We start from the raw sequence: 20,413 nt of genomic DNA, 5'->3' as shown, positions 1-20,413 counted from the left end.
TTCGTCATCCGCTAATGATCGTCCGGAGGTGTGATCGGTTGTGTCGCAACGATTGCGTGACGGGTGGCGATTTTGTCCCGATACATGTCCTGATCGGCGACGGTGAGCAGGTCGCGGTGGTCGCGGTGGTCGCCGGTGTTCGACCAGCTCGACCCCACCGACGCGCCGATCGTGATCGGCTCGGTCAGGGATGGGAGAAGATAATCGCCGGCGACAGCCCGTTTCAACGCCACGCGGTGGCGCTCTATGTCCTCTGGCGACGTGGCGGAGTAGATGATCACTACGAATTCGTCGCCACCGATCCGGCAGGCGAGGTCGCCGTCGTCGATTGTCCGCCTGATCCTGCTCGCCACGTCGGCGAGCAGTTCGTCGCCCGCGCTGTGGCCGTAGGTGTCGTTCACGGACTTGAACCCGTCGAGATCGAGGAACAGCAAGCCGACGCCGTCCGCCCGCAGATGTCGCAGTGCGTCGATCTGCGCCATCAAAGAATGTCGGTTGCCGAGCCCGGTGAGAGCGTCGGTCACCGCCTGACGTGCCAATTCGGCCTCGGCATTCTTACGCTGGGTGATGTCCTGGATCTGTGCGATGACGATGTCGGCTGCGCCGGCGCCGACGCCATGGACGATCACCGCATTTCGCTGCACCCACACGATCGACCCGTCTTTGCGGATGTACCGTTTCTCGGACTCGATGTGGGTTCGGCTGCCTTCGAGAAGCTGTGCGAGATGCAGGTCGGCAGCGGGGACGTCGTCGGGGTGGGTGATGTCCCGGAACGACAGGTCGCGCAGTTCGTCCGCGCTGTACCCGGTCAGGTCGCACATCGCCTGATTCACCTGCAGCCACCGGCCCGAGGTGTCGACGACAGCCTGTCCGATTGGCGCGTTGCTCATCGCGGTCTCGAAGAGGGTCACGGCGTCGTCTCGTGCTTTCTCTGCCTGCACGCGTTCGGAGACATCGCTGACGTGAACGACGAAACCGCGAACGACACCGTCGACGACGTCGGGGATGTAGGTGGCCTGCGTGAAGCGGATCTTCCCGCCGGCGTCGATGAGAGTGCGGTCGAACTGCTGATGTTCGCCACGCAACGCGCCGTCGATGAACGGCTTGTTCAATTCGTAGACCGACGGGCCGAGTACATCTCGGATGTGCATGCCTCGAACCTGATCAGGGGTCAGGCCGAAGTAGTCCACATAGGCCAGGTTCGAGGCCACGTTGCGGAGGTCGGTGTCCCAGTAACCGATGAGGGCGGGAACGGTGTCTATGACCCGACGGAGAACCTCGGTCTGTTCGGGGCGCCGTTCGATTGTCACCGCCACCCCCGCAGTCCTTCGCCCACTCTGTGATAGTGCCACGATGTGCACACAAGCGCGTCGGACCAGCGAGGTCGCGTGGGTTTACCACTGGAGCGCGGGTAGCGCGGCGACAGAGGGAACGAACCGATGCCGCCGCGCTACCGCCTGAACCGTGCCGCCCTCGAAAGCGTGGGTCATCCGAAGCGCCGGAAGGTTCTTAGCAAAGGTAATGCACCGCGCGCCGACATGTGGCGATGTATCGATTTGGGATGTTTCGAGGTGCTAGACGACCTGTCGATGATTGCGTGATGATGCAGAGGTGAGTGAGCAACGACGCAGCTCGAGCCGACTCGTCTTCGACCCCCAGAGCGGGTTGTCGATAGACCTCGCCGAGCTTCAACGCCACACCGTCATCGAGCCGGCAACCGACCCACAGGGCGACTCCTCCGCATCGGACGAGTTGCACGCCGACACCTGAGAGCACCGAGACCCGTAGCCTCGGGCCATGTCCCACGTCATCGTCGACGCCGCCGCGGTCCCGGTCGGCAACGGTCCGCATCCCGCGGCGAGTCCCTACGACAAGCGCATCAGCGAATCCCTCGGGCTGACCACGTTCGAGGTGTACCAGATCGAACTCCCGCCCGGCGCGGAGACGGTGCGCCACAACCACCTCGACGATCGCAGCGAGGACATGTACGCGATCCTCACGGGCGGCGGCTGGGTCGTCGTCGACGGGGAGTCCGCTCCCGTTGCTCCCGGGCAGTTCGTCTCGGTGTCGATCGAGTCCGAGCGCTTTCTACGCGCCGGCGACGACGGGCTCACGTTCATCGCGGTGTGTTCGGGTAACTGACCGACCAGGGGTGGATTCGCCCGATACGACCGGGTTCACTTGGGGCATGAGCAATGACAACGCCACGTCCATGACCCCCGAGGACCTCGAGCTCGTCCGCCGCCCCCTGCACGGGTTCCTGTCGGTGGCCGCCGGTCCGAGCCCCGCGCAGCCCCGGCCGGTGTGGTTCGAGGCCACCGACGGCGGCACCGTCGAGTTGTTCACCGAACCGGACGCGGTCAAGGTTCGACGTCTGCGCCGCGCTCCACGGGCATCCCTGGTCGTCGCCGCGCCGGTGGGCGAGCGCGAGCACTGGGTGTCGATCAGTGGACACGTCACCATCGAGACCGACGGAGCCCACGAACTCGCTCAGCGCCTGGCCGAGCGGTATTGGGACCTCGACGACCCGACCCGCGCCGACGACTTGGCGGCGATCCTGTCCGAGAAGCAGCTGCGTCTCGTGATCCATCCGGACAAGGTGAGCCGCTTCCGCTTCTGACCGGCGCCGAGACGTGCCGGCGGAGATGGATCGTCAGGCCGAGAGGGCCGGTCGGCTGTAGTCCGGGAGGTCGATGTCCGTGGCGAACCGGTCCATCAGCGACATCAATGGTGCGAAAAGCCATGCGACCGAGAACAACGCGTTGCGGCCGCGGATCCCGAGCCGGGTCGACGGGGCGAGCAGGCGGCCGGCGTTGACCTTCTCCGACACCGCTGCGTACTTGCGGAACCTGCGTTCGTACTCGGCGAACGCGGCGACGTGATCGCCGTCGGCCCAGTGCAGTTCCCCCGCCAGGACGTACGCGCCGACGATGGACAGCCCGGTACCGAATCCGCCCAGGGCGTTGCCGTAAGCCGAATCACCCACGAGGACAACGCGTCCGCTGGAGTACCGATCGGTGGTGACGCGGCTGATCGAGTCCATCCAGAAGAAGCTGGTGTCGGCTAGCTGGTCGAGCAGTTCCGGGACCTTCCACCTGCCACCGCGATACGCGTCGACGACGATCTGCTTCTGCTGTTCGACGTCGTCGCGGTCGTAGGCGATCGGGTCGGACCGGAAGACGAAGAACGCCGGGTCCTCGCCGTTGCTGGTGGCGGCCATGCGTCCTGGCTCGTTGTACATCTCGTCACCGTCGTCGGCCACATTGAACTGGGCGTAGTGGTACCCCAGGTGACTGACGTAGTCGGACTCCGGGCCGAAGGCCAGTCCCCGAACATTCGAGTGGATGCCGTCCGCCCCGACGACTAGGTCGAACCGGCGGGGTGCTGATTTCTCGAAAGCCACGTCGACGCCGTCGTCGGTCTCGGTCAACGCGGTGATCGAGTCGCCGAAGATGTACTCGCATGATTGCACCGTGCGGAGATGGAGCATCGCGGCCAGATCACCACGCGAGACGTTGATTTCGCCACCGCTGAACTCGCCGGGCACCCGCCCGATCGTGCGTCCGTCGGCGTCGACGATGGTCCCATCGGTCGATCCCACCTGGGCCGCACGCACGTCGTCGAGGATGCCCATCCGACTCAGGACGGTGCGGTGCGTCTCGCCCTTGAAGTCGACCGGTTGGCCACCCGGCCGTATCCCTGGCGCCTTCTCGACCACCGTGACCGTGAAGCCGTACTCGTTCAGCCAGTACGCCAGGGCGGGGCCCGCGATACTCGCGCCGGAGATCAAGACACTGCGAGCGGTCATGACTGCTCTCTCATCGTCTCGAAGTGTCGTGCCAGGTCGTCCATCACCGCATCTATCGCCGGACCCAGTTCATCGGCGACCAGCTCTGGGGACACCCCGGCGAGTGTTCGGTGACCGATGTGGTCGACCACCATCTGGAAAACCGAGACGAGTGCGGCGGCGTGGGCCCGCGCCACGGCGGGATGCACGCCCGCGGTGGTGTCGACGATCGCGCCGGCCATCTCGTCGGCCGTCCGATCACGTGACTCGAGCACGAGACGACGGATGACAGGGCTCCCGGCGCAGATCACCGGCAATTGACCACGCAGCTCAGCGGTCGATGCCGTCCGATGATGCTTCGCGTAGCGATGCGCGTTGTCGCGCAGCGAATCCGCGGGGCTCTGCCCGTCCGGTCGCTCGGCCACGAGGCGGACCAACTGCTCGCGGATCTCGTCGGCGCGGTCGAGCACGAGGTCGTGCTTGGAGGAGAAGTAGTTGTAGACGGTCTGCTCGGAGACCTCGGCCGCCCTGGCCACATCGGCCACCGCCACCTGTTCGAAGCCGTGCTCACCGAACAGGTGCGCAGCTGCGTCGGCGATGTGTTGCCGGGTCTTGAGCTTCTTGCGCTCGCGAAGCCCGATGGTCCCGTCCATGGGCCCAGCGTAAGCGATTTATGTAATGACTACAAGTTTCGGGTGACTCGAATTTCGATGATCACCCCACCGGCACCGCGGCGTCGGTGGGCAGGTCGTCCTTCTTGGCCCGCAGGAGGAAGAACACCACAGGCGTGACCAGGGCGACGAAGACCGCGGCGAGAGCGAAGACGTTGGTGTAGCCGGAGACCTCGGCCGAGAAGGCGTTGAACATCGACCGCGCCGGGTTGTCCTCCAGGTACGACGACTTCCCCGACGCGTAGACCGTGGTGAACACGGCCGCGCCGAGTGCCCCACCGATCTGGAGTGATGCGTTGATCAGAGCGCTGGCCGCTCCGGCGTCGTGGTCGGGGACGCCGATCAACGCCACGTTCTGCTGCGGGATGATCAAAAGGCCGAGTCCGAGGCCGAGCAGGATCAGTCCGGGCAGGACGTGCGACCAGTAGGACGTGTCGACACCGATCTGGGTGAGCAGCACGAGGCCGATGACCGAGACGATCGGTCCTGTCGTCATCAGTGGCTTGGGTCCGATCCGGGGTGCCAGCGCCGAGGCGACACCGGCGGTGATGAGGATGCCGCCGGTGATCGGCAACGACGCGACACCGGAGATGACCGGGCTCATCTCCAACACGATCTGGAAGTAGAAGGTCAGGAACAGCGTCGCACCGACGAGAACCGTGCCGGCCACGGCGGAACCGAAGAAGGCCGGGCCGCGATCGCGATGGAACAGGATCCGCAGTGGCAGCAGGGGATTGGCGGAACGTGACTCGACGAATCCGAACACGATCAGCAGCACGACGCCGGCGACGATGAACGACACCGTCGACGCCTGTCCCCATCCGTCCTCGGCCTTGGTGAATCCGTAGACGAGCGAACCCAGTCCGAGCGCCACGAGAATCGCCCCGGGTAGGTCGTACCGGGTGTCTCCGTGCGCCTTGCTCTCCTTGACGAACGCGAGGGCCGCGATGATCGCCACCGCGACCACCGGGACGTTGACCAGCAGGCACCAGCGCCAGTTGGCGTATTCGGTCAGCACGCCACCGAGCAGCAGACCGACCGCGGCGCCACCACCGGCGATCGCACCGAAGACGCCGAATGCGGTGGAACGCTCCTTCGGGTCGGTGAACGTGACGGTGAGGATCGCCAGGGCGGCGGGCGCGAGCAGTGCGGCGAAGACGCCCTGGCCACCGCGGGCGAGGAACAGCTGCCACGGCGCCTGCGCGAGACCGCCGATGGCGGAGGCGATCGCGAATCCGGCCATGCCGACGACGAAGGAACGCTTGCGGCCCCAGTAGTCGGAGATGCGGCCACCCAGGAGCAGCAACGCACCGAACGCCAGAGCGTAGGCGGTGACCACCCAGGTGCGGGCGCCGTCGCTGATCTGCAGGTCGGCCTGCGCCTGCGGCAGCGCGATGTTCACGATGGTCGCGTCCAGCACGATCATCAGCTGCGTGATGGCGATGATCGACAGCACCAGCCATCGGCGCGCGTAGTTCGACGGGCTCGTCGCCTCGTCGGATGTGTGTTCGTGTGCCTCGGTCGCGTCACTCACGCGTTCCTCCATCGTGGTGTCGGATCACTCGAAGCAGACCGCTTCGCTCGCAACGGTAGATCGATCTCCGCGCCTGCGACAAACTGGTGGCGACAACGGGTCCGCGCAGGTCATCGGGTTGCGAACGCGTGTCTCATGTGCTCTCGCGCGGCGTCTCCGGCCGCACCGATACCATCCCGCCATGGTTCCCGAACCGCAGCACAGCTCTCCCTACCTCGACGCGGTGGTCGCCTACGCCTTTCGTGGGCCGGCGCGCTACCACGTCCCCGGACACAAGGGCGGGCCCGGAGCAGACCCGGCGCTGCGCAAGGCGATCGGGATCGACGCTCTGGCCGCGGATGTCCCGCAGGACATCCACGGCATCGACATCGGGCAGTCGCCGTCGGCGTATGAACGGGCGGAGACGCTCGCCGCCGACGCGTTCGGCGCGGACCGGTCGTTCTTCCTTACCAACGGGGCGACCCAGGGAAATCACGCACTGTGTCTCGCTCTCGCCGGACCCGATGTGCACATTGTCGCGCAACGTAATTCGCACGGATCGATCGTCGACGGCCTGGTGCTCTCCGGTGGGGTCCCGACGTTCGTCGCGCCCGAGTACGACGAGGATCTCGGTATCGCGCACTGCGTGACCCCGGAGTCGCTGGAGGCGGCGCTGGTCGCGGACCCGGAGGCGCGCGCGGTGTTCGTGGTGTCGCCGACCTACTTCGGGATGACCGCCGACATCGCCGCGTTGGCCGAGATCGCCCACGCCCGCGACATCCCGCTGGTGGTCGATCAGTCGTGGGGTCCGCATTTCGGCTTCCATCCGGCTCTGCCGCCCACCGCGCTCGCCTCGGGCGCCGACGCCATCCTCACCAGCACCCACAAGATCGCCGGTTCGCTCACCCAGAGCGCGATGCTGCACGTCGGGAGCACCGGTCGCGTCGATGCCGACGCCCTGGCGCGGGTGCTCAGGCTCCTCCGCAGCACCAGCCCCTCGTCGTTGTTGATCGCCTCCCTCGACAGCGCCCGCCGACAACTGTCGATGCATGGCGAACAGCTGCTGCACGAGACGCTCGAGGCCATCGAACTCGCCCACGTGAAGCTGCGGACCATCCCCGGGGTGGACCTCGTGGACCAGCGACTCGTCGGACGCATGGGGGTGCACGGATACGATCCGCTGCGCATCGTGCTCGACGTCCGCGGAACCGGTTGTACCGGTTACGAGATCGCCGACGAGCTCCGACGCTCCTACGACGTCCACGTCGAGCTGCCGATGCGGGCGACCATCGTGCTGGTCGTCGGCCTGGGTGAGTCGGCACCCGCACTGCGTCGACTGGCCGGGGACATCGAGGAGGCGGTCACCCGCCTGACCCGCCCGGGCGTCACCACCGAGCCGCTGTCCGCCGGGACAGGGATCTTCGGACACGGGGTGTCGGTGTCGCCGCGCGACGCGTTCCTGGGGGCATCGGAGCGCGTGAGCATCTCCGACGCCGTCGGCCGCATCTCCTGCGAGGCCATCGCGGCGTACCCACCCGGGGTCCCGACGCTGCTGCCCGGCGAGGAGATCACCGCAGACGCCGTGAGCTATCTGCAGCAGGTGGTCGACGGCGGAGCGCGCCTGCACGGTGCGAGCGATACCGCCTTCGCCACCGTCGTCGTGCTCCGCCCGACGGACCCTATTTCCGAGCGGACAACAGGGTCTCGTTGAACGTCTGACTGGGTCGCATGACCGAGGTGGCCTTCTCCTGATCGGGGTAGTAGTACCCGCCGATGTCGACGGCCTGGCCCTGGGCGTCGTTGAACTCCTTGACGATGACGTCCTCGTTCTCGCCCAACTCCTTCGCCAGCGCGGCGAAGTGCTCGGCCAGGCCCTTGTCCTCGGTCTGCTCGGCGAGCTCCTGTGCCCAGTACAGCGCCAGGTAGTACTGGCTGCCACGGTTGTCGAGTTCGCCGGTCGAACGTGACGGACCCTTGCTGTTCTCGAGCAGCTTGCCGGTCGCCGAGTCCAATGCCTTGGCGAGGATGGTCGCCTTCGCGTCGCCGGTCTTGGTGCCGAGGTCCTCCAGGCTGACCGCGAGGGCCAGGTACTCGCCGAGCGAATCCCAGCGCAGGTGGTTCTCCTCGAGCAACTGCTTGACGTGCTTGGGGGCCGAACCGCCCGCGCCGGTCTCGTAGAGACCTCCGCCGGCCATCAGCGGCACGATCGACAGCATCTTCGCGCTGGTGCCCAGCTCCAGGATCGGGAACAGGTCGGTGAGGTAGTCGCGCAGGATGTTGCCCGTCGCGGAGATGGTGTCGAGTCCTCGGATCAGGCGTTCCATCGTGTACCGGATGGCCCTGACCTGCGACATGATCTGGATGTCGAGGCCGTCGGTGTCGTGATCGGCGAGGTACTTGCGCACCTTGGCGATCAGCTCGTTCTCGTGCGGGCGGTACGGATCGAGCCAGAAGACCACCGGCATGCCCGACTCGCGCGTACGGCGGACGGCGAGTGCCACCCAGTCGCGGATGGGGGCGTCCTTGACGATGCACAGGCGCCAGATGTCGCCCTCTTCGACGTCCTGGGTCAGCAGGACCTCATCGGTCGCGTTGTCGACGATGTTGGCCACGCCGGCCTGCGGTACCTCGAAGGTCTTGTCGTGCGAGCCGTACTCCTCGGCCTTCTGCGCCATCAGACCGACGTTGGGGACGGTGCCCATCGTGGTCGGATCGAACTGGCCGTTGGTCTTACAGAAGTTCACCATCTCCTGGTAGATGCGGGAGAACGTCGACTCCGGGTTGACCGCCTTGGTGTCCTTCTGGCGGCCGTCGGCGCCGTACATCTTGCCGCCGGAGCGGATCATCGCCGGCATCGACGCATCGACGATGACGTCGCTGGGGGAGTGGAAGTTGGTGATGCCGCGCGCCGAGTCGACCATGGCCAGCTCGGGACGGTGCTCGTGGCACTTGTGAAGATCGTCGATGATCTCCTCGCGCTTGGTCGCGGGCAGCGAGTCGATCTTGCTGTAGAGATCGGAGAGGCCGTTGTTGACGTTGACGCCGAGCTCGTCGAACAGCTCGCCGTGCTTGGCGAACGCCTCCTTGTAGAACACGCGCACCGCGTGGCCGAACACGATGGGGTGCGAGACCCGCATCATCGTCGCCTTCACGTGGAGCGAGAACATCACGCCGGTCTCGTAGGCGTCCTGCATCTGCTCCTCGTAGAACTCGATGAGCGCCTTCTTCGACATGAACATGCTGTCGATGACGTCGCCGTCGCCCAGCGACACCTTCTCCTTGAGGACGTGGGTCTCGCCGTCGGCGGTGACCAGCTCCATGCGAACCTCGCGGTCGCCGTCCACGGTCATCGACTTCTCGCCGTGGTAGAAGTCGCCGGTGGTCATGTGCGCGACGTGCGTGCGCGAGGCCATCGACCACTTGCCCATGCTGTGTGGATGCTTGCGGGCGAACTCCTTGACGGCCTTCGGTGCGCGGCGATCGGAGTTGCCTTCGCGGAGAACGGGATTGACCGCGCTGCCGAGGCACTTCGTGTACCGGTCGCGGATCTCCTTCTCCTCGTCGGTCTTCGGGTTCCCCGGGAAGTCAGGGATTTCATAGCCCTTCTCCTGCAGCTCCTTGACGGCCGCAAGGAGCTGGGGAACCGATGCGCTGATGTTCGGGAGCTTGATGATGTTGGTCTCGGGCAGCTGCGTCAGCTTGCCCAACTCGGCGAGGTTGTCCGGGACGCGCTTGTCCTCGGGCAGGTAGTCGGGGAACTCCGCGAGGATGCGGTTGGCGACCGAGATGTCGCTGGACTCGACCGTGATGTCGGCCGCGTCGGCGAAAGCGCGAACAACGGGCAAGAACGCGTGGGTCGCCAGCATCGGCGCCTCGTCGGTCAGGGTGTAGATGATGGTCGGCTGCTTCGCGTTCATGTCTCGCCTTCGCCTGTAGTTTCCGTTTTGTCGACGTCGTCGTCTGCCTGCGTCAGGTCCAACCTTAATCACGTCGGACAACAGGTCGCTCGGAGCGATGGTCGCACGGTTGTCGACCAGGCGGGATGAACGGTTGGTGCGTGGCGTGACGGACTCGGGTGGGTCCGTCAGATGACGCGCGTTGCGCGGCGGTTCACTGCTCCTGCTCGCGCCGACGACGCTCTACCTCGCCCATGCGCCGCTGTTGTTCGGCGCGCTCGCGGACCTGCTTCAGGAACGCGGCGTCGGCCTCGGGATCCTGCGGTACGAACCGTCCCGGTTGGTCGTACTCCGGGTAGCCGAGTGCGGCTGCCTGTCGCGGTCGGTGCCCCGACCGACCGTCCAGGGGGCGTCCGGCGACGAACCACACGACCGATCCCGCGAGCGGCAGGATCACGACCAGCAGCAGCCAGCCCCACCGCGGTAGGCCACGGACCGAGACCTCGTCGCTGCTGATGATGTCCACCAGCGCGGCGATCATCAGAACCAGGATGATCAGACCCAGATACGGCACGTCGCGGTCCCCCTCATGTCGTCTCGAGGCCCCGGGCGGGTGCATCGACGAGACATGTGACCACAGCTAACGGCTCCGGCGCTGTCCACCGATCGGACTACCGGTCCGCCGGCGACGGGTCAGCTGCGACGGCGTCGGAGGTGGACGACCCCGGCCCACACGGCACCCAGGACGACGACCCCGCCGAACAGCAGGACGAAGTCGGGGATCCCCGCGGTCATCCTGGTCCACCGCGTGATCTCGCGCCGTGGGGCGGACTCATCCGGGGGATGGCCGGGGCCGTAGACCTGTTCGGTGACCGCACGCACGTCGAACGCGCCGCCGGCTCCCGGGCTGCACAGAGACGCCTCCCACGTGGAGTGGATCCCGCGTGTGCGGCCGACGAACAGCAGGTACTCGTCACCGACCCGGTATTCCGCCCCGCAACTGGCCCCGTCTGCGGATGTGCGCACCGTCGTCCTCGTCCCGACATCACCCTTGTAGACGGTCGACACCGAGAACTCGTAGATGTCGCTCGTCCCGTCGGAGAGCTTGTCGGTGGCGCGCGCGACGAACACTCCCGAGGCCCGCGAGACGGCTTCGGTCGGTGTTCCGATGGTCGCGCACGAACAGGCACTGGCGGGTCCCGCGGTGAGCACGGCGACCGTTCCGCTCAGCAGCATCGTGGCGAGAGCGATCAGCACCAGACCCGCCACCCGGTCGCGAGCAGCACTGCGCCGGTTGATCACGCGGTCAGTCAAGCACGAGGAGCACCCTGATCCGCCTGGAACGACTAGCGTCGGACACGGTGCAGAAGGCGCCCGCACATTGCAGTCGATCGTTGGTGGGATGCTCATGGAAAACGTAGTGCTCCTCGATGACGCCGGTAACCGGATCGGCGTCCACCCGAAATACGAGGTCCACACCCGCGAGACGCCTCTGCACCTGGCGTTCTCGAGTTACGTGTTCGATTCCGACGCGCGCGTGCTGGTCACGCAGCGCGCGTACGAGAAGGTCACCTGGCCGGGCACCTGGACCAACAGCTGTTGTGGGCACCCCGGACCCGACGAGCCGATGGACGAGGCCATCCTGCGTCGGCTCGCCACCGAGTTGGGGATCGCGGGCGGAACGGTGCAACTGCTCCTGCCAGCTTTCCGCTACCGCGCGGTGATGGACAACGGGCTGGTCGAGAACGAGATCTGCCCGGTCTACGCGGTTCGCTACGACGGTCCGGCGCCCACTCCCGATCCCGGCGAGGTCGCCGACTTCGAATGGGTCGCCTGGAACGATTTCGCCCGCGAGGTGCTCGCCGGCGAGCGACCGATCTCGCCGTGGTGTCGCGACCAGATCGAGCAACTCGACCGGCTCGGGCCGAACCCGCTCGCGTGGTCGGCGGCGCCCGAGTCGAGCCTTCCTCCCGCTGCTCGCACCGGCCTCGAACCCGCGTCGGCGCCGAGCGTCAGATGAGTCCCTTGAGGATCAGGTTCCAGTAGAGGACCGGCAGACCGTAGCGGTCGAAGACCCACGCCCGGCGGCGCGGACGAACCGGATCGAAGAACGTCGGCAACGACGACGAGACCTTCTTCGAGCGGTCGAACTCCGCCGCGATGAGTTGATGCGCGTCGGTCGCGATCGGGGACACGGTGTAACCGTCGTAGGTCGTCATCGAACCGCCCGACCGTTGCGCGACCAGGTTCTTCGCGACAGTTCTCGCCTGTATCCGCAGTGCGCCGCCCGACGGGTCGGTGTCGACGGCGGCGCCGTCCCCGATGGCCCACACGGCCTGTCGCGTGCGGTGCCGGAACGTCGTGGGGTCGATGTCGGCCAGACCGTGCGGTGACGCGCCCGCGAGCCCGGACGTGGTCAGCCACTCCGGGCCGCGGAACGGGGGCACCAGATGGAGCATGTCGTAGGCGATGGACTCTCGTGCTCCGCCCGGACCGGAGACGTCGATCGCCTGCTTCGCGGTGTCGATGCCGGTGACCGCGGTCCGGTGGAGTACTCGCACACCCAGATCGTCGAGTTGCGTGCGCAGCGCGGCGTCGAGCTTCGGGATCCCGGTGAGGTCGGTGCGGTCGACGACGAGGGTCATCGAGATGCCCGAGAGACGGCGCTCCCGTTGCCATTGGCCCGCCGCGAGGAACAGCGGTTTGATGGTCGTCCCGGTGCAGCTCACCGGCGGTCGCGGGACGGTGAACACCGCGTGCCCGCCGCGTGGGGTCTGCTGCACCAGTTGCCAGGTCTTCTCCGCGGCGTCGAGGTAGTTGCTCGCGACGTTCGCCGAGGCGAGCGCATCGTCGATGCCGGGCAGGTCGTCGTGGTCGGGTACGAGGCCGGTCGCCAGGATCAGGTCGTTGTAGCCGTGGACACGACCGGAGGCGCAGTGCACCTTCTTCGCGTCGGGGTCGACGGCCACCACCGTGTCGCGAAGCCAGGAGCAGCCCTTCGGCGTGACCGAGCGCTGGGTGCGTTCCGCGTGGGCCAGGGGCGCCTGACCGGAGCCGACATAGGACAGCATCGGACGGTAGGTGTGCACGAGCTGTGGCTCGATGACGGCGACGTCGGTGATGCCCTGACGGCGTAGATGTGCTGCCGCACCGATACCCGCGTTGCCCCCACCCACGACGATCACGTCGAAATGTGACCGGCCGCTGTCAATTTCGGGGTTCATCGTTCCACGCTACGCCGCGAGCCCCGATGTCGTCAGTGGGCTGTGACGTCAGCGCGGAATCGTGGGCGCGGTGAAACCGGAGGCCTCGATCGCTGCGGTCGTGAGTTGTGCCATCGCCTGTCGACCGTCTGCGGTGGGGTGGTACGGCGCGGGGAGTCGGTATCCGTACACCCACGGTGACGCCGAGCACGCGGTGTGGTCGGCACCTGACGTGGCGGCGTCGACGAGGACTGATGCGGTGGCCCGAGCCGCGGCGTCGGTGGCGCGGCGCAGCCCGTCGAAGGTCGCCACGGTGGTCGCTGCCTCGGCCGGCGTCAGCGGCACCGACGCACAGGTGGTTGCCCGAGAATCGAGAATCGGGGGGTAGTTGACGATCACCACCATCGCTTTCGGGGCGCGCAGGTGCACGGCGTCGACGATGCCGATCATCTCGCGTTCGAGGTTCGCAAAATCTGCGACGGTCGGTGGCGCGCGCGGTGGCTCGTTGCGGCAGTGTCCGCCGACGCCTTTGGTCGCGGCGCGCGCGAGTTGGTTCGCGCAGCTGATCGCGGTCAGGCGACCGATGTACCCGACGTCGTTGCCGCCGGTGGTGACGGTGACGAGATCGGTGTCGGCGGTGACCGCATCGATCTGAGGCGCATCGGCGCGGTGCGGCTGGGCGCGGTGCAGGATGTCGGGGATCGTCGACCCCGAGCACGAGACGTCGGTCAGCGCGAGGCGTAGCGATGCAGCCACCTGGTGGGGGTAGTCGTCGCCGGTCCGCAGGCAGCGGGTGTCGATCACGCCGTCGGAATCGGGCCCGGATGCGTAGGAACTGCCGAGGGCGACGTACCTCGGTGCCCCGATTGCCGGGGTTCCGCGTTGTGTCGGAGTGCTTGGTGCGGCGGGTTTCTCGGAGGTGGTCTCGCTGAGATCAGACCACGGTACGAGCGTCGCGATCAATGCGATCACCACGATCACCACCGTCGTCGCGAGGGCGGCCAGAAAAGGTCGTCTCATCGTGGCGACCTGGAGAGGTGGGTGCCGACGCGCATGCGCACATTGTGCTGGACGGCGGTGCCGGCCACCGCCACCGGACCTCGCTCGACGCGGACGCCGGTGTCCACCGCGACCCCACCAGCAGGGCAGGAGAGCGGATTTCGGGAAATTCGCGAGCTGATGCGCTCACCCACGTTAATATCCCAATGTTCCAATTCTGTATCTGACATTTCTACGGGCGGTCGTCGGGGCCGCGCGACGCGCGTGTTGCGAAAGGAATCTCATGTTGCTCGGAGCTGTGGGAACTCTGCTCGGTGGTCTGCTGGGCGGTCTCGGTGTCGACAACCTGCTGTTGGGGCTGGCCGGAGGATTGTTCGGTTCGAGCTAGATCGAACGCATGAATCGACCGGTCTCCCCTGGGGTGAGACCGGTCGATTTCTGTGTGGACCATCGGCCGCCGCCGACGGTGAGACCGATCTACTCAGGACCGTGCCGGTTCGAGCCGGTCCTCGACGCTCTCCGCGACGTGGGTGCGCCCGCCCGGCCACCAGTTGCGACCACCGAAGAGCTTCATCATCGCGGGTACCAGCATCATCCGGACGAGGATGGCATCGAAGATCACCGCCACCGCCAACGCGAACCCGAACTGCTTGAGCTCCAACACGTCTGCCGACATGAAGCTCGCGAACACCGCCACCATGATGGCGGCCGCGGCGGTGATGGGACGCGCGGTGTGCTCGATCCCGTCGGCCACCGCGCAGACGTTGTCGCCGGTCTTCGCGAACACCTCCCGCATCCGGCCGATGAGGAACACCTCGTAGTCCATCGACAACCCGAAGACCACCGCGAACACCGTCACCGGCAGATACGACTGGATGTAGCCGGCGCTGGTGAACCCGAGCAGTCCTGCGCCCCAACCCCATTGGAAGACCGCGACGGTGAGTCCGAGCGATGCCCCGGTCACCAGCAGGTTCATGATGACGGCCTTGATCGGGATGACGATGCTGCGGAACACCGCCGCGAGGTAGAGGAACGAAAAGCCCAGGATCAGCCCGACCACCCACGGCATCTTCGACGAGATCTCGTCGGATGCGTCGACGACCAGTGCGGTGGTGCCGCCGACGTAGGCCCGGGGCCCACCGTCGGCGGTCATCGCCGACGCCTTGTCTCGGATCGACTCGACCAGGTCGATGGCGTCGGTGGAGTCGATGGGTACCGCCGGGATGACCACGAGCATGGACCGGCCGTCATTGGTCTGCGACGAGGTGAACGCGACGCGGGCGTCGGTGCGCAGGCCGTACTCGAACTCGACCGCGCGTTCGGCCTGCGCGTCGGACATCTCGCCCCCGCCCGACCCGGTCAGCACCGTGGTGATCGGAGAGATGGTGCCCGCCGCGAACTTCTCGGTGAGCACGGTGTTGGCGGTGCCGCTCGGCTGATCGCGCAGTGCGGCGGTGCCGATGTCGACGCCGTAGCGGATGGACCCGATGGGGATGACGCAGATCGCCAGCAGCAGTGTGCCGGCGACGGCGTAGACCCACGGCCGTCGCATCACGTGGTGCGCCCACCGGTGCCACCGGCTGCGCCCGGTCGCATCCATGCGGGTGTCCCGAGGGCGGAATCGGGCGGGCAGTCCCCAGCGATCGATGTCGGGGCCGAGGACTGCGAGCGCCGCAGGCAGCATGGTCCACGCCACCAGCAGAACGCAGATGACGGTCAGGGCGACGACCAACGAGATGGTGCGGACCGCAGGGACGTCGACGATCGTCAACGCGGCCAACGCGATCATCACCACCAGGCCGGATATCGCGATGGTGTGGCCCGCGGTGCCCATCGCCACGCCGGTCGCCCGTTCGATGGCTCGCCGGTCGGCGCGGCTGCGCACCGATCCCCGGGCGAGTTCCTCACGGAAGCGGCTGACGATGAACAACGAGTAGTCGATGCCCAGGCCGAGTCCGATCATCGACGCCACGGTGGTGACGAGGATGTCGAAGGTCATGACGTGGGTCAGCAGGGTGATGACGCCGAACGCGATGAGAAGTCCGATACCGGTGGAGATCAGCGGGATCACGCCTGCGACGATCCCGCCGAGCGCGAGCACCAGGACCAGGAGCGCGATGGGGATGCCGACGCTCTCCGCACGGGTCGCGTCGCGGGATTCGACTGCGGTGAGGTCCACCGTCATCGGGGAGTACCCGGTCATCGACACCGTGACACCCGCACGTGATGCGTCGGAGAGCATGTCCTGCAGGCGTTCGGCGACCCCGATGCGTTCGCTGGCGTCGCCGCGGACACCGACCAGGGCGAGCGCGGCGGTCTTGTCCGCGGAGATCTGCGGCGAGAACCCCTGTGCCTCATAGGGGTCGATGACCGTGACGACGTCAGGGGAGGCGCGCAACTCCGCGACGACGTCGGTCACCCGGGCGCGGAAACCCGGCTGATCGGTACGCGCGGTGTCCGAGGAGAAGGTCACCGCGAGTTGTTCGGATCCGAAGTCGGTGAAGTGCCGGGCGACGAGTTCGTCGGAACGGCTCGAATCCGTCTGCGACACCGAGAAGTCGACGCCCACGAGCTTCGACTGCAGGGTGGGGTAGAGGATCGCGGCACCCATGCACAGCAGGATCCCGATCGCGATGACGGCGTACCGGTGTCGGGCGACGAATTCGCCCCAGCGCACTCCGATCACCGAATCGTCAACTCGCAGCTGTAGATGCGGTAGGTCCGGTGCGGACTCATCTCGACGCGGGCGAGCACCGATCCCTTCATCCACTCGCTGTCGTCGAGGATGGGAGCGCCCTCCATGCGGGAGTAGCCACGTTCTTCGATGCGGCGCCACATCTCGACGATCATCTGCGACGCCACCGACCGATCCGGGCAGGACGAGTCGACAAGCATCATGTCCACGCGCACCCCGTCGATCAGCTGCTTGCGACGGGGGCCCTTGACGTACCAGAGCGTGGCCACGTCACGGATCCATCGACGGCGGAAGCGCGCCGCGTGCGCGATGGCCTGATTGGCGTCGGGGAAACCCATGAAGAAGCCGACCGGTCTGCCCTGATACTCGGCGAGGATGGTCAGCCGCCGATCGAGGACCGGCAGCATCATCTTCTGCAGGGACAACATCTCCTCGGAGGACAACGGTGAGAAGCCCCAGAAGTCCTTGAACGTGGTGTTGTACAGCTCGCGCACGATCTCGGAGTCCCTGCGCAGAGTGCGGTACTTCATCGTCCGGAAGGTGACCTCCGAGCGGGCACTGACCCGTTCGTAGAGCTGTTTGTGACGCGCGAACTTCTCGCTGCAGAACATCTGGTACGGCTCGTCGAAGCGGTAGCTGTAGAAGTCCTTGATCCCGGCGAGGCCCCACTTCTCGAACTGTTCCGCGTAGTGAGCGGGGTTGTGCGGCATGCCGATCAACGGGAGGGTGGGCTCCGGGTCGACGACGATGCCCGCGCTGTAGAACATCGACGGACTGAACGGCCCCGCCATCCGCGCGAGCCCCTGCCCGGTCAGCCAGGTCGACGCCGCGTCGAGCAGCGCCTCGGCGACCGGGTGGTCGTCCACGGACTCGTAGAAACCGAAGAACCCCAACGACTCCCCGGTGTACTCCGTGAACGCGAGATCATGGATGGCGGCCACGCGACCCACCGGGCGGTGACCGTCGAATGCGACGAATGCCTGCACCCGACGCGTCGCTGCCAGAGTTGCGGGCGGCGACCGCAACGTCGTGCCGACGTCGATGATCTCGTCGGGCAGCCCGTTGGGGTCGTCCGCGTAGACGTGCGAGTACACCGACTCGAAGTCGTCCCAGTCCTGCGATGACCGGACCGGCACGACCGTGATCACGGTGCTCCCGTCCCGGCCGTGACCGCCATCGTCTCGGCGCCGGGCTCGCGTTCCACCGACACCGGCGACACGCAGATCGGGGTCTTGCCCGCGAAGACGTACTGGCCGGGCGTGACGGTGATCGCCGACACCAACTCGTCGGGGACGAACACATCGCACTGGGAACCGAAACGGATCATGCCGTACTGGTCGCCGCGACCGACCTCGTCGCCGATCCCCACGTGCGCCACGATGCGGTTGACCCACAGATCGGCGATCTGGGTGACCGTGGTGATGGCACCGCATTCGTGTTCGATGCCGATGGTGAGGCGCTCGTTGCTGAGCAGGTAGTCGCACCCCTCGTCGTAGGGGGTCTGGCGAGCGAGCAGATTCGCGCCCATCCGCGCCATCGACCTGTTGAACGGTGCGGCCGAGCGGTGTTCGCGGAAGCAGATGGTCCCCGCCACCGGGATCCGGTTGCGGTGCACCGAGTACTCGGACATGTAGACGCCGATCAGGAAGCCGCTCGCACCGTCGCCGGCTGCCGAGGCGGCCACCCCGAACTCCTCGAGCGGGATGGTCCTGGACTTCTTCACCGCGAACGGGATCTCGCCGTGATCCACCCGTTTGACGTACGTGATGAACCCGTCAGCCGGTGCGACGACCACGCGCGGGTCGGACGGGGGAGTGCGTTCGGGGTCGCGGAAGAAGAATCGCAACCGCCAGTAGGCGAAGGTGGCGAACAGTGCGACGGCGACCGCCGCGACGGCCGCGATCAGCCGGCCCACGGAACCGATCACCGCGCCCGTTCCTCGTCCATGGCCGCCGCCCACGTCACGTACCGCAGGAGCAGCGGCCGCCCGATCGTGCTCGGCAGCAACCCCAGGAACGCGCACACCAGATAGAAACCCAGCGCGTAGACGAAGTCGACGAACTCCGGTAGGAACCGGACGTCGTGCCGCGAGGCGGTCGCCGGCTCGACTCGAGAACCGGCGGTCATGCCGACGCGACGGCGGGAGCCAGGTCCTTCAGCGCCACGTTGCTGAAGTAGAGCTCGAACAGGCGACGGTGATCGCACCACGAGGCGTCGTGCCCGGCGGGCAGGATGGCCTCGGGCTTGTGCACCTTGCGCATGAGGATGTCGATGTTGTCGCCGAGCACGGTCTGCGCGAACTTCTCCCCGGCCATGTCGGAGACCCGGACGTAGAACTCGTCCCAGGACACGAGGTCCAGGTCGAGTAGCTCGGCGTAGAGGCTGTGGTCGTAGTCCTCGGGGTTGCTGGGGAGCAGTCGGGACAGTGGATCGGTCGATGTCGCGTTGTGCGCCATCACCTCGCAGATCACGTCCACCGGGACGTAGTTCATGCCGGGGCCGTCCCAGATCGCGCCGACCGCCTTGGCGACCTCGACGATGCGCCAGAAGCTGTATGCGCGACCCGGATCGAGTCCGCGCTGGGTGCTGCCGAGGATGTACGGGGCCTCGCAGAGCGTGATCGAGTAGGTGTCGGAATCGGCCAGCCAGCCCAGAAGTGCTGCGTTGACCCACTTCATCTGTGCGTAGCCCGAATACCACCAGCCGTCGTGGCGCCGGAAGTCCTCTGGCCGCTGGTACAGATGCGCACCGATGCTGCCGACGTAGGTCAGGTGCTTGCGGGTCGTGGTGATCGAGAACTCGAGCGCGCGCAGCAGGCTCAGGAACCAGTCGCTGCGCAGATCAAGGTAGGTCGAGGTGTAGTCGGTCGAGCTGGCGCAGTTGAAGATCAGTCCGACGTTCTCGGCGAGGTCGAAGAAGACGTCCTTGGCCAGTCCGAAATGGCGGTCGGTCGGATTGCCCTCGACGAACGTGATCTTCGAGGCGTTGACCGAGATCTCGTAGCCGTCCAGCGTGTCCTGCAGACGTTGCGCGGCGGTGCGATCCGCGGTGGGTCGGATCATCGCGTACACGCGGGTGATCGACGGGTCCCGGGTCAGTTGTCCGATGAGGTGGGCGCCGAGAAAGCCGTTGGCTCCGAGGACCAGAGCGGTGTCGCGACGTGCCTCGGGCATCAGCGCGACGCGGCGACGGGTGTCCGGATCGATGGTCGGGCGAAGCGCGGTCGGGTCACCGGTGCTGAGCGCGACGACGTCGGCGTACTTGCCGTTGAACCTCAGTCCGCGACACTCCGACGACATGATCGCGTCGGCGTGGGGCCACAAGGGCCGCAGTGACTCTTCGGATGACAGCTTGCCCACGCTCAATTCCCCGCCTCTTTCGGTTGATGTCCGAGCAGAACCGTAGGGGAGTGGCGGACATCACCGAAGGAGTTGTCCCATCCACTGTGATCGCCCACAACTGGCCGTCGCAACACATGTTGAGTTCGATGACTTCTCCTAACAGAAGTGACGAAAGCCCGTCGAGAATCAGATTTCATCCCTCGTTTCGGATGGGCTGAAAAGCCTTGCGAGTGCCCTGATGCCGTTCTCGGACCGCGCGAATGCGACGAAGCGGTCGGCCCGCGGGCCGCCACCTGTCTGGTTCGCCA

At 66.6% G+C, this 20,413-nt stretch carries 19 protein-coding genes; 5 read left to right on the top strand and 14 right to left on the bottom strand.

The window, feature by feature from the left end; all coding sequences use genetic code 11:
* Positions 1 to 11 precede the first annotated feature (11 nt).
* Positions 12 to 1,310, bottom strand: coding sequence for a PAS domain S-box protein (locus IEV93_RS17915; protein WP_188491343.1), 1,299 nt, complete (start codon positions 1,308 to 1,310; stop codon positions 12 to 14).
* A 301-nt stretch (positions 1,311 to 1,611) separates the two neighbouring features.
* Here IEV93_RS17915 and IEV93_RS17910 point away from each other — a divergent pair, with 301 nt between their 5' ends.
* From IEV93_RS17910 to IEV93_RS17900, 3 genes are read left to right on the top strand one after another with little or no spacing between them, the layout of a single operon-like run.
* Complete coding sequence (locus tag IEV93_RS17910) at positions 1,612 to 1,770, top strand: hypothetical protein (RefSeq protein ID WP_188491341.1); 159 nt, start codon at positions 1,612 to 1,614, stop codon at positions 1,768 to 1,770.
* A gap of 27 nt (positions 1,771 to 1,797) precedes the next feature.
* Entirely contained in the window at positions 1,798 to 2,142 is a 345-nt protein-coding gene (locus IEV93_RS17905) for a cupin domain-containing protein (RefSeq protein WP_188491339.1), read from the top strand.
* A 46-nt stretch (positions 2,143 to 2,188) separates the two neighbouring features.
* Entirely contained in the window at positions 2,189 to 2,620 is a 432-nt protein-coding gene (locus IEV93_RS17900; RefSeq protein ID WP_188491337.1) for a pyridoxamine 5'-phosphate oxidase family protein, read from the top strand.
* Between the two features lie 33 nt (positions 2,621 to 2,653).
* Here the strand turns inward: IEV93_RS17900 and IEV93_RS17895 are convergent, their stop codons facing one another.
* From IEV93_RS17895 to IEV93_RS17885, 3 genes are all read right to left on the bottom strand, one after another.
* Entirely contained in the window at positions 2,654 to 3,808 is a 1,155-nt protein-coding gene (locus IEV93_RS17895) for an FAD-dependent monooxygenase (protein WP_188491335.1), read from the bottom strand.
* Positions 3,805 to 4,440 (bottom strand): TetR/AcrR family transcriptional regulator, encoded by a 636-nt coding sequence (locus IEV93_RS17890; protein WP_188491333.1) that lies wholly within the window; start codon positions 4,438 to 4,440, stop codon positions 3,805 to 3,807. The genes IEV93_RS17895 and IEV93_RS17890 overlap by 4 nt, the downstream gene beginning before the upstream one ends.
* 61 nt (positions 4,441 to 4,501) lie before the next feature.
* A complete protein-coding gene (locus IEV93_RS17885; RefSeq protein WP_229705286.1) occupies positions 4,502 to 5,992 on the bottom strand; it encodes an MFS transporter in 1,491 nt (496 codons plus the stop codon).
* 181 nt (positions 5,993 to 6,173) lie between these two features.
* On the opposite strand from IEV93_RS17885, the gene IEV93_RS17880 reads away from it, so the two are divergent.
* Positions 6,174 to 7,682 (top strand): aminotransferase class I/II-fold pyridoxal phosphate-dependent enzyme, encoded by a 1,509-nt coding sequence (locus IEV93_RS17880; RefSeq protein WP_188491328.1) that lies wholly within the window; start codon positions 6,174 to 6,176, stop codon positions 7,680 to 7,682.
* On the opposite strand, the gene IEV93_RS17875 is transcribed toward IEV93_RS17880, so the two are convergent.
* The 3 genes from IEV93_RS17875 to IEV93_RS17865 all read right to left on the bottom strand — a co-directional run bounded on the left by IEV93_RS17875 (position 7,651) and on the right by IEV93_RS17865 (position 11,181).
* Complete coding sequence (locus IEV93_RS17875) at positions 7,651 to 9,888, bottom strand: NADP-dependent isocitrate dehydrogenase (protein WP_188491326.1); 2,238 nt, start codon at positions 9,886 to 9,888, stop codon at positions 7,651 to 7,653. The genes IEV93_RS17880 and IEV93_RS17875 overlap by 32 nt on opposite strands.
* A 193-nt stretch (positions 9,889 to 10,081) precedes the next feature.
* Complete coding sequence (locus IEV93_RS17870; protein WP_188491324.1) at positions 10,082 to 10,441, bottom strand: PLD nuclease N-terminal domain-containing protein; 360 nt, start codon at positions 10,439 to 10,441, stop codon at positions 10,082 to 10,084.
* Between the two features lie 119 nt (positions 10,442 to 10,560).
* Positions 10,561 to 11,181, bottom strand: coding sequence for a hypothetical protein (locus IEV93_RS17865; protein WP_188491322.1), 621 nt, complete (start codon positions 11,179 to 11,181; stop codon positions 10,561 to 10,563).
* Positions 11,182 to 11,275: 94 nt separating this feature from the next.
* Here IEV93_RS17865 and idi point away from each other — a divergent pair, with 94 nt between their 5' ends.
* Positions 11,276 to 11,887: an isopentenyl-diphosphate Delta-isomerase gene (gene idi / locus IEV93_RS17860; RefSeq protein ID WP_188491320.1), complete on the top strand. Its 612-nt coding sequence runs from the start codon at positions 11,276 to 11,278 to the stop codon at positions 11,885 to 11,887.
* Here idi and IEV93_RS17855 read toward each other — a convergent pair.
* The 7 genes from IEV93_RS17855 to IEV93_RS17825 form a co-directional block, all read right to left on the bottom strand.
* Positions 11,880 to 13,091: an NAD(P)/FAD-dependent oxidoreductase gene (locus IEV93_RS17855; protein ID WP_188491319.1), complete on the bottom strand. Its 1,212-nt coding sequence runs from the start codon at positions 13,089 to 13,091 to the stop codon at positions 11,880 to 11,882. The two genes, idi and IEV93_RS17855, sit on opposite strands and share 8 nt — an antisense overlap.
* Positions 13,092 to 13,139: 48 nt before the next feature.
* Positions 13,140 to 14,090: an SGNH/GDSL hydrolase family protein gene (locus IEV93_RS17850; protein WP_188491317.1), complete on the bottom strand. Its 951-nt coding sequence runs from the start codon at positions 14,088 to 14,090 to the stop codon at positions 13,140 to 13,142.
* 460 nt (positions 14,091 to 14,550) lie between these two features.
* Entirely contained in the window at positions 14,551 to 16,755 is a 2,205-nt protein-coding gene (locus IEV93_RS17845) for an MMPL family transporter (protein WP_229705284.1), read from the bottom strand.
* Positions 16,752 to 17,912: a hypothetical protein gene (locus tag IEV93_RS17840; RefSeq protein ID WP_188491314.1), complete on the bottom strand. Its 1,161-nt coding sequence runs from the start codon at positions 17,910 to 17,912 to the stop codon at positions 16,752 to 16,754. Before IEV93_RS17840 ends, IEV93_RS17845 begins: the two co-directional genes overlap by 4 nt.
* Entirely contained in the window at positions 17,909 to 18,691 is a 783-nt protein-coding gene (locus IEV93_RS17835; protein ID WP_229705283.1) for a phosphatidylserine decarboxylase, read from the bottom strand. Before IEV93_RS17835 ends, IEV93_RS17840 begins: the two co-directional genes overlap by 4 nt.
* On the bottom strand, positions 18,688 to 18,891 hold the full coding sequence (locus IEV93_RS17830) for a hypothetical protein (RefSeq protein ID WP_188491312.1): 204 nt from the start codon (positions 18,889 to 18,891) through the stop codon (positions 18,688 to 18,690). The genes IEV93_RS17835 and IEV93_RS17830 overlap by 4 nt, the downstream gene beginning before the upstream one ends.
* A complete protein-coding gene (locus IEV93_RS17825; protein WP_229705282.1) occupies positions 18,888 to 20,123 on the bottom strand; it encodes an SDR family oxidoreductase in 1,236 nt (411 codons plus the stop codon). The genes IEV93_RS17830 and IEV93_RS17825 overlap by 4 nt, the downstream gene beginning before the upstream one ends.
* Positions 20,124 to 20,413 lie beyond the last annotated feature (290 nt).

It is taken from the genome of Williamsia phyllosphaerae (assembly GCF_014635305.1).
Lineage (GTDB): Bacteria > Actinomycetota > Actinomycetes > Mycobacteriales > Mycobacteriaceae > Williamsia_A > Williamsia_A phyllosphaerae.
The sequence above is the reverse complement of the archived record's forward strand: the minus strand, read 5'-3'. Positions and strand labels throughout refer to the sequence as shown.